This window comes from Pseudomonas sp. FSL R10-0056 (assembly GCF_009600105.1).
Lineage (GTDB): Bacteria > Pseudomonadota > Gammaproteobacteria > Pseudomonadales > Pseudomonadaceae > Aquipseudomonas > Aquipseudomonas bubulae.
In genome coordinates this window covers 21550-34558 of record NZ_WIWL01000195.1, presented here as the reverse complement: position 1 = coordinate 34558, position 13009 = coordinate 21550, and the positions used below count along the sequence as shown (strand labels likewise).

At 59.2% G+C, this 13009-nt stretch carries 8 protein-coding genes and 1 pseudogene; 7 read left to right on the top strand and 2 right to left on the bottom strand.

Annotated elements, in window-relative coordinates; all coding sequences use genetic code 11:
• Positions 1-55: 55 nt before the first annotated feature.
• A pseudogene (gene mgtA, locus GHO42_RS17440) lies at positions 56-2713 on the top strand (magnesium-translocating P-type ATPase); the annotation flags it as partial.
• Between the two features lie 78 nt (positions 2714-2791).
• Positions 2792-4420, top strand: coding sequence for a Na/Pi cotransporter family protein (locus GHO42_RS17435; protein WP_153328321.1), 1629 nt, complete (start codon positions 2792-2794; stop codon positions 4418-4420).
• Positions 4421-4627: 207 nt separating this feature from the next.
• Here GHO42_RS17435 and clpA read toward each other — a convergent pair whose 3' ends face one another.
• Together clpA and clpS are read right to left on the bottom strand one after the other, a co-directional pair.
• Positions 4628-6898 carry an ATP-dependent Clp protease ATP-binding subunit ClpA gene (gene clpA, locus GHO42_RS17430; RefSeq protein WP_095003293.1) on the bottom strand — a complete coding sequence of 757 codons (2271 nt, stop codon included), beginning with the start codon at positions 6896-6898 and terminating at the stop codon, positions 4628-4630.
• A gap of 29 nt (positions 6899-6927) precedes the next feature.
• Positions 6928-7290, bottom strand: coding sequence for an ATP-dependent Clp protease adapter ClpS (gene clpS / locus GHO42_RS17425; RefSeq protein WP_016780211.1), 363 nt, complete (start codon positions 7288-7290; stop codon positions 6928-6930).
• Positions 7291-7520: 230 nt separating this feature from the next.
• Here clpS and GHO42_RS17420 point away from each other — a divergent pair, with 230 nt between their 5' ends.
• The 5 genes from GHO42_RS17420 (at position 7521) to hflD (ending at position 12916) form a co-directional block, all read left to right on the top strand.
• Positions 7521-7799, top strand: a complete 279-nt coding sequence (locus tag GHO42_RS17420) for a cold shock domain-containing protein (RefSeq protein ID WP_095003305.1) — start codon at positions 7521-7523, stop codon at positions 7797-7799.
• 440 nt (positions 7800-8239) lie between these two features.
• On the top strand, positions 8240-10462 hold the full coding sequence (locus tag GHO42_RS17415) for an NADP-dependent isocitrate dehydrogenase (protein WP_095003294.1): 2223 nt from the start codon (positions 8240-8242) through the stop codon (positions 10460-10462).
• Between the two features lie 194 nt (positions 10463-10656).
• Entirely contained in the window at positions 10657-11103 is a 447-nt protein-coding gene (locus tag GHO42_RS17410; RefSeq protein WP_095003295.1) for an NUDIX hydrolase, read from the top strand.
• A gap of 59 nt (positions 11104-11162) precedes the next feature.
• Positions 11163-12296: a tRNA 2-thiouridine(34) synthase MnmA gene (gene mnmA, locus GHO42_RS17405; protein WP_095003296.1), complete on the top strand. Its 1134-nt coding sequence runs from the start codon at positions 11163-11165 to the stop codon at positions 12294-12296.
• A complete protein-coding gene (hflD, locus tag GHO42_RS17400) occupies positions 12293-12916 on the top strand; it encodes a high frequency lysogenization protein HflD (RefSeq protein WP_153328323.1) in 624 nt (207 codons plus the stop codon). Before mnmA ends, hflD begins: the two co-directional genes overlap by 4 nt.
• Positions 12917-13009: the final 93 nt, after the last annotated feature.

The window sequence follows — 13009 nt, the reverse complement described above, 5'->3', positions numbered from 1 at the left end:
CATCTGGCTCATGGGCGGCTCGGATCAGGTGTTACGGGGATTCTCGCATAACTGAAGGCTTGTTCGGAGATTCCCTAGGGAAGCACAAAACGGCCTTTCAGCCACCCTGGCCAATGTACGCGCCACTACCGCAGGCCTGACCGAGCAGGAAGCCACTGAACGCCTGCAAAGCGATGGCTACAACGAAGTGGCTCACGACAAGCCGCCTCACGCACTGGTGCAGTTTCTGCTGGCCCTGCATAACCCTTTTATCTATGTGCTGCTGACCCTGGGTGTGATCAGCTTTGTCACTGACTACTGGCTGCCAGAACGCGATGGCGAAGAAGGCGACCTGACCAAAGTCATCATCATTGGCCTGATGGTTGGCCTCAGCAGCCTGCTGCGGTTCTGGCAGGAGCACCGCTCGGCCAAGTCCGCCGAAGCCCTCAAGGCCATGGTCCGCACCACCGCGACCGTGGTGCGGCGCGACAACAGCGGTACCCGCACCTCGGTGCACGAAGTACCGATGCGCGAACTGGTTGCCGGCGATATCGTGCAGCTGTCGGCCGGCGACATGATCCCGGCGGATATTCGCCTGATCGAGTCCCGCGATCTGTTTATCAGCCAGGCCGTGCTCACCGGCGAAGCCTTGCCGGTGGAGAAGTACGACACCCTGGGCGATGTGACACAAAAGTCCGCCTCCAGCACCGCCGCCGACCAGAGCAACCTGCTGGATCTGCCCAATATCTGCTTTATGGGCACCAACGTGGTCAGTGGCACTGCTCGCGCCGTAGTCGTGGCCACCGGCCCGCGCACCTACTTTGGCTCGCTGGCCAAGGCCATCGTCGGCTCGCGCACGCAAACCGCGTTCGATCGCGGAGTCAACAGCGTCAGCTGGCTGTTGATCCGCTTTATGCTGGTTATGGTGCCCATTGTGTTTTTCCTCAATGGTTTCTCCAAGGGCGACTGGGGCGATGCCTTCCTGTTTGCCCTGGCAGTTGCCGTGGGCCTGACCCCGGAAATGCTGCCAATGATTGTCAGCGCCAACCTGGCCAAGGGCGCAACCGCCATGGCCAAACGCAAGGTGGTGGTCAAACGCCTCAATGCCATCCAGAACCTGGGCTCGATGGACGTGCTGTGCACCGACAAAACCGGCACCCTGACCCAGGATCACATCATCCTCGAGCATCACATCGACGCCAGTGGCCAGCGCGATGAGTCGGTACTGGCCCTGGCCTGGCTCAACAGCCATCACCAAAGCGGCATCCGCAACTTGATGGATCAGGCCGTGGTGCAGTTTGCCCTGCAGGACCCAAAATTCAACGCGCCGCACAACTACAGCAAGGTCGATGAACTGCCCTTTGACTTCGTACGGCGGCGCCTGTCGATCATCGTCAAGGACAACCGTGGCGACCACCTGCTGGTGTGCAAGGGCGCAGTCGAAGAAATGCTCGGCATCGCCACCCATGTCATGGAAGGCGACACCCGCGTGGTTCTGGACCCCACACGCCGCGAGCAACTGCTGGCCCTGGCCAACGAGTACAACGAGGACGGCTTCCGCGTACTGCTGGTCGCCACCCGCGAAATCCCCAAGGCACAGGCGCACAAGCAGTACAACACCGCAGACGAGCGCGACCTGGTCATCCGCGGCATGCTCACCTTCCTCGATCCACCAAAGGAAACTGCCGGGCCGGCGATTGCAGCCCTGCAAGAAATCGGCGTAGCGATCAAGGTGCTGACCGGCGACAACGCTGTAGTCACCGGCAAAATCTGCCGCCAGGTGGGCCTGGAGCCAGGCACACCGCTGCTTGGGCCACAAATTGAAACAATGGACGACGCCGCACTGCAACTGGAGGTTGAGCAGCGCACGGTGTTTGCCAAGCTCACCCCACTGCAAAAATCCCGGGTGCTGAAAGCGCTGCAAGCCAATGGCCATACCGTCGGTTTTCTCGGTGACGGTATCAATGACGCGCCAGCCCTGCGCGATGCCGACGTAGGCATTTCGGTGGACAGCGGTACGGATATAGCCAAGGAGTCGGCTGACATCATCCTCCTGGAAAAGAGCCTGATGGTGCTCGAAGAAGGCGTACTCAAGGGGCGCGAGACCTTCGGCAATATCATGAAGTACCTGAACATGACCGCCAGTTCGAACTTCGGCAACGTGTTCTCGGTATTGGTAGCCAGCGCCTTCATCCCTTTTCTGCCAATGCTGTCGATCCACCTGCTACTGCAAAACCTGATGTACGACATCTCCCAGCTGGCCTTGCCGTGGGACAAGATGGACAGGGAATACCTGCAAAAACCGCGCAAGTGGGACGCCAAGAACATCGGCCGCTTCATGATCTGGATCGGGCCAACGTCGTCGATCTTCGACATCACTACCTTCGCCCTGATGTGGTACGTGTTCTCGGCCAACAGCGTGGAAATGCAGACCCTGTTCCAGTCCGGCTGGTTTATCGAGGGACTGCTGTCACAAACCCTGGTGGTGCACATGCTGCGCACGCGCAAGATTCCGTTCTTCCAGAGCACTGCAGCATGGCCGGTGATCATGATGACCCTCATCGTGATCGTGCTGGGTATCTACGTACCGTTCTCGCCCCTGGGCACCATGGTGGGCCTGGAACCACTGCCGCTGTCGTACTTCCCTTGGCTGGTGGCCACCCTGTTCAGCTATTGCTGTGTCGCGCAACTGATGAAAACGATCTACATCCGCCGTTTCAAGCAGTGGTACTGAGTTGAAACAACGCGGGCCGGCGCCACACCGCGCCAGCCCGCGCGCAAAAAATGAATGCGTGTTCTGTGGAGATTCCTCATGTCGGGAACCACTCTGTTACTCAACCTCGCGGGCGCCATCGCACTTTTGCTGTGGGGCACCCATATGATTTCCACGGCCCTGCTGCGCGGGTTTGGCACCCAACTGCGCAACTGGATGGGGCGCAATCTGAATAACCGCTGGATGGCACTGATCAGCGGCATCGGCATTACCGGCGGACTGCAAAGCAGTACGGCGGTCAGCCTTATGGCCACGTCCTTTACCGCAGCCGGCACCCTGGGCCTGGCGCCCGCCCTGGCCGTGATGCTGGGGGCCAATATCGGCTCGACCCTGGTGGTACAACTGCTGAGTTTTGATACCTCGCTGGCAATGCCGGTGATTTTGCTGACAGGTTATATCGTCTTTCGCCTGCGTGATGATTCGCGGTTTGAAAGCGTCGGCTGCGCACTGATAGGCCTGGGCCTGATGCTGCTGGCCCTGGGCTTGCTCAGCGCCACTCTGGGCCATATGGAAGCCACCTCGGTGTTTCGCGCCATCATGCAAAGCCTGGAAGGCGATGTGATCATCGCGGTGGTCGCTGCCGTGCTGCTGACCTGGATCTGCCACTCCAGCGTCGCGGTGGTGCTGTTGATCGCCTCGCTGGCAGGTGCTGGCCTGATGACGCCCGCCACCGCCATCGCCTTGATGCTCGGCGCCAATATCGGCGGCGCCTTGCCCTCCGTGATGAGCGCCAGTTCGCCAGTGGCGCGACGCCTGCCTATGGGCAACTTGCTGGCGCGCCTGCTGGGCTCCCTGGCGCTGCTGCCCTGCCTGCCGCTGATAGCCAACTTGCTGGCTCGCAGCGATATCGGCCTGGCACATTGGGTGGTTTACCTGCATACCGCGTTCAATCTGCTGCTGGCCGTGGTGTTCATCGGCCTGACCGAACCTTGCGCACGCCTGCTGACTTACCTGTTTCCCCAGCAGGAGCCACCGGCAGACCCCGGCATGCCGCAATACCTGGACGAGGCCGGGCTTGAAGTGGCCAATATCGGCCTGTCCAATGCCGTACGCGAAGCCCTGCGCCTGGCGGACATGACCTCGCTGATGCTCAACCAGGTGTTGCAGCTGTTCGAGAAACCCGATCCGGACACAGCGGACAAGGTGCGCCAACTGGATCACTCCATCGACCTGCTAAGTGCCGCGATCCGCGCCTATCTTGCAGACATTGGCCAGGATGGCCTGAGCGATGACGATGCCGATCGCGCCCAGGAAGTGCTGATGTTCGTGATCAACCTTGAGCACGCCGGCGACATCCTCGGCAACCTCGCGCAACTGGCTGTTCGCCGCACACGCCGTGGCGAACGCTTTTCCTCATTCGAACTGATCCAGATCCAGGCCATGCACCTGGCCCTGCTGGACAGCCTGAACCTGGCCATTACCGCGTTTTTGCGTGAGGACGTGAGCGCTGCCAAGGCTCTGATCGGCCACAAGGAGACCGTGCGCAAGCTGGAAGCCAGCGCCAGCCGCGAGCACTTTCGCAAGCTGCAGAACGACAAGAAGGCCTGGGCCGAATCCGGGGATATCTTCCAGCGGGTGCTGCGCGACTACCGACGCGTCCATCATCATATTGCCGCACTCGGCTATACGGTACTGGAGCGCAATACCGCGTCGGCCCAGGCCGCTTGATCGCAGACAGCAAAAAGGCGCCCAAGCACCAATGCAAACCAGTCATGGGCATTGTGGGAGCGGGCTTTCCCGCGATCCAGACGACGCGGTTCAACTATCAAACCGCGCTGTTCCAATCGCGAGCAAGCCCGCTCCCACAGGGATTTTGCATCCCGCCCAACTGATCGTCACTGGCCCGAAGGCGCCTTTTATGACTAGGGTGTTACATCAAGCCATTTCGACTGCGGTTTCAAACTCGAAGGTCAACTCGCCGTTTTCCAGGTCGATGTGTACCACACCGCCATGATCGGCCAGTTCACCAAAGAGAATCTCCTCAGCCAACGGACGCTTGATCTTGTCCTGGATCAAACGGGCCATCGGCCGTGCCCCCATCAGCGCGTCATAACCACCCGCTGCAAGCCAGCCACGCGCTGCATCCGACACCTCGAGCTGCACGTGCTTGTCTTCCAGCTGCGCCTGCAGTTCGGTAAGGAACTTGTCCACCACATGCTTGATAACCTCATGGCTGAGGCGACCAAACTGGATAATGGTGTCCAGACGGTTACGGAACTCGGGGGTGAAGCTCTTCTTGATCGCTTCCATGGCATCGGAAGCATGATCCTGATGGGCAAAGCCCATCGAAGCCCGAGAGGCGGTTTCGGCACCCGCGTTGGTGGTCATGATGACGATCACGTTGCGGAAGTCCGCCTTGCGCCCGTTGTTGTCGGTCAGCGTGCCGTGGTCCATGACCTGCAGCAGCAGGTTGAAGACTTCAGGGTGCGCCTTCTCGATTTCATCGAGCAGCAGTACGCAGTGAGGTTGCTTGGTGATGGCCTCGGTCAGCAAACCGCCCTGATCGAAACCGACATAGCCCGGAGGCGCACCGATCAGACGCGATACGGTGTGGCGCTCCATGTACTCGGACATGTCGAAGCGAATCAGCTCGATACCCAAAGCTTTGGCCAACTGGCGTGCTGCCTCGGTTTTACCGACACCGGTGGGGCCTGCGAACAGGAACGAACCGACCGGTTTGTCCGGCGACTTGAGCCCCGCACGGGACAACTTGATTGCCGTGGACAACGAATCGATCGCCGCATCCTGGCCGAACACGGTCAGGCGCAGGTCGCGCTCAAGGTTGCGCAACAGCTCCTTGTCCGAGACCGAGACGTGTTTAGGCGGAATACGGGCGATTTTCGCCACGATATCTTCAACCTGCGCGACTTCAATGCGTTTAACCCGGCTTTCAACCGGTTGCAGACGCTGGAAGGCACCCGCCTCGTCGATCACGTCAATGGCCTTGTCGGGCATGTGCCGGTCATTGATATAGCGCGAGGCCAGCTCCGCCGCTGCGCGCAGGGCTTCATCGCTGTACTCGATGCCATGGTGCTGCTCGAAACGACCTTTAAGCCCGCGCAGAATGCTGATGGTATCTTCAACCGAAGGTTCGGATACGTCGACTTTCTGGAAACGGCGCGCCAGGGCGCGGTCTTTTTCGAAGATCCCGCGAAATTCCTGGAACGTGGTGGAACCGATGCAGCGAATGTCACCCGAAGACAGCAGCGGCTTGAGCAGGTTGGACGCATCCATCACCCCGCCCGAAGCCGCACCGGCACCGATGATCGTATGGATTTCGTCGATAAAGAGGATCGCTTGCGGGCGTTTCTTCAGCTCGCCCAGCAGCGCCTTGAAGCGCTTCTCGAAATCGCCACGGTACTTGGTACCTGCCAGCAAGGCGCCGAGATCCAGGGAGTAGACGATGCTGTTAGCCAGCAGGTCAGGCACCTGGTTATCGACGATGCGCTTGGCCAGACCCTCGGCAATCGCGGTTTTACCCACGCCTGCCTCACCCACCAGCAACGGGTTGTTTTTGCGCCGACGCGCCAGGATCTGGGCGACACGCTCAACTTCCATTTCCCGACCCACCAGCGGATCGATCCGGCCCTGGCGGGCCAGTTCATTCAGGTTACTGGCATAAGCGTCCAGAGGATTGCTGGAAGACGACGATTCGCCGCCCTCTTCATCCTGCATCTCATGATCGCTGTCGCTGTGCTCGCCATGCCCGGGCACCTTGGAGATGCCGTGGGCAATAAAGTTGACCACATCGATGCGCGCCACGCTCTGTTGCTTGAGCAGGAATACGGCCTGGCTTTCCTGTTCGCTGAAGATGGCTACCAGCACATTGGCGCCGGTGACTTCACGCTTGCCAGAGCTCTGCACGTGGAACACGGCACGCTGCAAGACCCGCTGAAAACCCAGGGTTGGCTGCGTTTCGCGGTCTTCGTCATGGACGGGGATCAGGGGGGTTGTGGAATCAATAAACTCTTGCAGGTCATGCTTGAGTTTTTCGAGGTTTGCGCCACAGGCGCGTAGAACGGTTGCGGCCGCCTCATTATCCAGAAGCGCTAAAAGGAGGTGCTCAACCGTCATGAATTCATGACGTTTGGAGCGGGCTTCCTTGAAGGCAAGATTGAGGGTGACTTCGAGCTCGCGATTTAACATGGCTTCACCTCATACCCAAGTGGTCGGCGTTAACCGTCCTTCTCGATTTCACAGAGTAGCGGATGCTGGCTTTCACGTGCGTACTGATTTACCTGCGCTGCCTTGGTCTCGGCAATGTCGCGGGTATAGATGCCGCACACAGCCCGTCCTTCTGTATGGACGGCCAGCATGACCTTGGTCGCCAATTCGCGATTCAAGTTAAAAAACACCTCAAGGATCTCTACAACGAAATCCATTGGCGTGTAGTCATCATTAAACAAAACCACCTTGTACATCGGCGGCGCCTGAAGCGCAGGCTTAGCCTCTTGCACAGCCAAGCCAGCGGAGTCTTCGTCATCAAAATCGGGGTGATCCTGATTAAATGTTAGTCGAGTCTGGCTGATTGCATGCATGGAAAGAAAGGTTCGTCGTTGGTTGTGCAACTACAGTGATGGAGGCAAAGGTGTCAAATTTCAACACCGCCGCCGCGTGACCTTGACTATCGGTAAAACGGTGTTACAACCATATAGTACCCACAGTGGGGAAAAATGGTCCGCGCAGTCAACCACTTTTACTGGTTTCTGTGCGAGTTGACTGGATGATACTCCAGTGATGGAGTTGTTTGCAGCAGAGGGATATGAGTATGCAAGGCAAGGTCAAGTGGTTCAACAACGCCAAAGGCTTCGGCTTCATTAATACGCAGGCCAAGGAAGGCATCGATGAACACGGAAACCCGATCGACTTTTTTGCGCATTTTTCGGCAATCCAGATGGACGGTTACAAGACGCTCAAGGCAGGCCAACCCGTGAGCTTCGAAATAATCCAGGGCCCCAAGGGCCTGCATGCTGTTGCAATCACCAACGCTCAAGTTCCAGCCAGCGCTTCAGCGACCGCGCAAGAGGTGACCAGCCTCCCGGTCTGACCCGCTGCCCAAGAAACCGGCCGATTCGATCATGCGAATCGGCCGGTTTTTTTATGCCCGTGCCATCACGAGGAAAAATTTAGGTTGCCGAAAAACCCCGTAATCACGGGGCAAACCGCGAAAAATCAGGGCATTTTGCCGCAGGGACTTAGACCAATGGATGATTCGTGTTAGGCCGCCCCCCTCGCAGCAACCTTGGTGACCTATGTATACTGCGCCGGTGACCATGGAGTCACCTGCAAACACATGCTGGAATGAGTCTTTCAGGCCTAGAAAGGCTGGGCCGTTACCCCGGCCCGACCGCTTGACGCTCTACTGATGCATTCACATCACCGCGAAGAACCTCGACTTTCGGCTCATTGTTCACTGTGAACGAAAGCGCCTACCCTGCGCATCTCGAGTATCTGAGCACGCTCAGCAAAGAAGAGAGTTAATCCGAAATGCCCAACCGTTCGAAGATCATCTATACCTTCACCGACGAAGCTCCGGCGCTCGCCACCTATTCACTGCTGCCTATCATCGAGGCGTTTACCGCCAGCGCCGATATCGCCGTTGAAACGCGCGACATCTCTCTGGCTGGCCGCATCCTCTCAAGCTTCCCCGAGCAATTGGGTGACAAGGCTGTAGCAGACCACCTCGCCGAACTGGGCGCCCTGGCCGTTACCCCTGAAGCCAACATCATCAAGCTGCCCAATATCAGCGCCTCGGTCCCGCAGTTGCAGGCTGCGATCAAAGAACTGCAAGCGCAGGGCTTCAACATCCCGGACTACCCGGAAACCGTCACCACTGACGCTGAAAAAGAAATCAAGGCGCGTTACAGCAAAGTGATGGGCAGTGCCGTAAACCCGGTACTGCGCGAAGGCAACTCCGACCGCCGCGCACCGCTGTCGGTCAAGAACTACGCGCGCAAGCACCCGCACAAAATGGGCGCCTGGGCTGCAGACTCCAAGTCCCACGTTGCTCACATGAGCGAAGGCGACTTCTACGGCAGCGAAAAAGCCGCCCTGATCGAAGCACCGGGCAGCGTTAAAATCGAACTGATCGCTCAAGACGGCACCACCACCGTCCTGAAAGAAAAAACCGCCGTCCAGGCTGGTGAGATCATCGATTGCTCGGTCATGAGCAAAAAAGCCCTGCGCGAGTTCGTAGCGGCCGAAATCGAAGACGCCAAAAAGCAGGGCGTACTGTTCTCGGTTCACCTGAAAGCCACCATGATGAAGGTTTCCGACCCGATCATGTTTGGTCAGATCGTGGCCGAGTTCTACAAGGATGCGCTGGAAAAACACGCTGACGTCCTCAAAGAAATCGGTTTCAACCTGAACAACGGTATCGGCGACCTGTACGCCCGCATCAAGGCGCTGCCAGCCGAGAAGCAGGCTGAAATCGAAGCCGACATCGAAGCCGTGTACGCCAACCGCCCTGCGCTGGCCATGGTCAACTCCGACAAAGGCATCACCAACCTGCACGTGCCGAGCGACGTAATCGTCGACGCCTCGATGCCGGCCATGATTCGTGATTCCGGCAAGATGTGGAACACCGAAGGCCAGCTGCAAGACACCAAGGCCGTGATCCCGGATCGCTGCTACGCCACCATCTACCAGGCCACCATCGAAGACTGCAAGAAACACGGCGCCTTCGATCCGACCACCATGGGCAGCGTGCCAAACGTTGGCCTGATGGCGCAAAAAGCCGAAGAGTACGGTTCCCACGACAAGACTTTCCAGATCAAGACCCCGGGCGTTGTGCGGGTAACTGACAGCAACGGCAACGTGCTGATGGAACAGAACGTCGAGGAAGGCGATATCTGGCGCATGTGCCAGGCCAAAGACGCGCCGATCCGCGACTGGGTCAAGCTGGCCGTCAACCGTGCCCGCGCCAGCAACACTCCGGCCGTGTTCTGGCTCGATCCAAAGCGTAGCCACGACGCCGAAATGATCAAAAAGGTTGAAACCTACCTGAAAGATCACGACACCAGCGGCCTGGACATTCGCATCATGGCGCCGGTAGAGGCCATGAAGTTCACCCTGGAGCGCACCCGCGCTGGCCTGGATACCATCTCGGTAACCGGCAACGTGCTGCGTGACTACCTGACCGACCTGTTCCCGATCATGGAACTGGGCACCAGCGCCAAAATGCTGTCGATCGTACCGCTGATGAATGGCGGCGGCCTGTTCGAAACCGGCGCCGGCGGCTCGGCCCCGAAGCACGTTCAACAGTTGCTGGAAGAAAACTTCCTGCGCTGGGACTCGCTGGGTGAGTTCCTGGCACTGGCGGCTTCCCTGGAGCACCTGGGCACAACCTACAACAACCCGAAAGCGTTGGTGTTGGCCAAGACCCTGGACCAGGCTACCGGTCAGTTCCTCGACAACAACAAATCGCCATCGCGCAAAGTCGGCAACATCGACAACCGCGGTAGCCACTTCTACCTGGCGCTGTACTGGGCACAAGCCCTGGCTGCCCAGACTGAAGACAAAGAGCTGCAAGCCCAATTTGCTCCAGTAGCAAAAGCCATGGCCGAGAACGAGGCAAAAATCGTTGCCGAACTCAACGCCGTGCAGGGCAAGCCGGTCGATATCGGTGGTTACTACCACGCCGATGCCGACAAGGTAAGCAAAGTAATGCGCCCTAGCGCCACACTGAACGCGATCATCGCTTCGGTGTAAGGGCAACAGGCAACACCACAGACCCCGGCCCACGACGCCGGGGTTTGTGTTTTTACGGCCTACACAAACCCGGTGGGAGCGGGCTTGCCCGCGATAGCATCACCGCGTAAAAAGCACAGACCGAAGCGCCTGCATCGCGAGCAAGCCCGCTCCCACAGGGGATATGCATCCACCTATAAACCGAGACCCACCCCATGGAATGGAAACCCCACATCACCGTCGCCACTGTCGTCGAAGACAATGGCCGCTTCCTGATGGTCGAAGAACTCAAGCGCGACCGCGCCGTGCTCAATCAACCGGCCGGTCATCTGGACCCCGACGAAAGCCTGATCGAGGCCGCCATCCGCGAAACCCTCGAAGAAACCGGCTATGACGTCGAACTGACCGGTGTGATCGGCATTTACCTCTACACCGCTCCCAGCAACGGCGTGACCTACCAGCGCATCTGCTTTGCCGGCAAGGCGCTCAAGCACCACCCCGACTACCAGCTGGACACCGGCATCATTGGCCCGCTGTGGCTGACTCGCGACGAACTGCTTGCACAGCGCGAACGCTGGCGCAGCGAGCTGACCCTGCAGTGCATCGATGATTATCTGGGCGGCAAACTGTTCGACCTGACGTTAATCCGCCCTTCGGTTTAGCCTTGAGCGCTCGGGCCTGCTAGAATCGCGTCCTTTTTCAAGACACTCATTGAATCCTTATGCGTGATCCAGCCCTAGTCGCCCCCGAAAAACAGCGCGTCATCGTCGGCATGTCCGGCGGTGTCGACTCTTCCGTTTCCGCCGTTCTGCTTATGGAGCAGGGCTACCAGGTGGAAGGCCTGTTCATGAAGAACTGGGAGGAAGACGACGGAACGGATTACTGCACCGCCATGGATGATCTGGCAGACGCCCAGGCCGTGTGCGACAAAATCGGCATCAAGCTGCACACCGCCAACTTTGCCGCCGAGTACTGGGACAACGTGTTCGAGCACTTCCTGGCCGAATACAAGGCCGGTCGCACGCCGAACCCGGACATCCTGTGCAACCGCGAAATCAAGTTCAAGGCTTTCCTGGACTACGCCCTGATGCTGGGCGCCGACCTGATTGCTACCGGCCACTATGTGCGCCGTCGCGACATTGACGGCCGTACCGAGCTGCTCAAGGGCCTGGACCCGAACAAAGACCAGAGCTACTTCCTGCACGCCGTCGGCGGCGAACAGATCGCTCGCACCCTGTTCCCGGTAGGCGAGCTGGAAAAACCGGAAGTGCGCCGCATTGCGGAAAAACACGATCTGGCCACCGCGAAGAAAAAAGACTCCACCGGGATCTGCTTTATCGGCGAACGCCGCTTCAGCGACTTCCTCAAGCAATACCTGCCGGCACAGCCGGGTGAGATCAAGACCACAGAAGGTGAAGTGATCGGCCGCCATCACGGCCTGATGTACCACACCATCGGACAGCGCCAGGGCCTGGGCATTGGCGGCCTCAAGGACGCCAGCGACGAGCCGTGGTACGTGCTGGTCAAGGATCTGGAGCACAACGAGCTGATCGTCGGCCAGGGCAACGACCACCCGTGGCTGTTCTCCGGCGCCCTGCTCGCCTCCGAGATCTACTGGGTCAATCCGATCGACCTGAGCACCCCGCTGCGCCTGACGGCCAAGGTTCGCTATCGTCAGAGCGATCAACCCTGCACCCTGGAAAAAACCGCCAACGGCTACCGCGCCACCTTCGACGACCCGCAACGCGCGGTCACCCCCGGCCAGTCCGTGGTGTTCTACGACGGCGAAGTCTGCCTGGGCGGCGGCGTGATCGAAGTGGCCGAGCCCTGGTCGAGTAAGGGCAAACGCCCATGAACGCCACTCAGGAGCAACTGGTAGCCCTCGGCGGCGTATTTCTGGCCGCAGTGCTGGTGGATAAAATTACCAAGACCGGCCAGGTCAGCGAAGCCGACCTGAGCTGCATGCTCGGCAGCCTGCTGGTGCGTGACCCCAAGGACACCCTGGAAGTCTTTGGCGGCGACGACATCAACCTGCGCGAAGGCTATCGTGCCCTGATCGGTGCTCTTGAGCGCGATCCCAACACCCTGCAGCGCGAGCCCCTGCGTTACGCACTGTCGATGCTCGGCCTTGAGCGCCAACTGGCCAAGCGGGACGACATGCTGGAGCTGATCGGCAAGCGCCTGCCGCAGATCCAGTCCCAGGTCGAGCATTTCGGCCCGGCCCATGAAAACGTGGTGGCCGCCTGTGGCGCGTTGTACCAGGACACCCTGAGCACCCTGCGCCAGCGTATCCAGGTACACGGCGACATGCGCAACCTGCAACAACCGAACAACGCGGCAAAAATTCGCGCCCTGCTGCTGGCCGGTATCCGCTGCGCAAGGCTGTGGCGCCAATTGGGCGGCCACCGCTGGCAGCTGGTCATCAGCCGACGCAAGCTGCTCAAAGAGCTTTACCCGATGCTGCGCGGCAACTGAAACACGCCGGCAGGCACAGAATTTAAAATCGATACGCGTATGACGCCGGTCACTTGGCAACGGACCGGCCGTTTTTTCATGTATGATACGCGC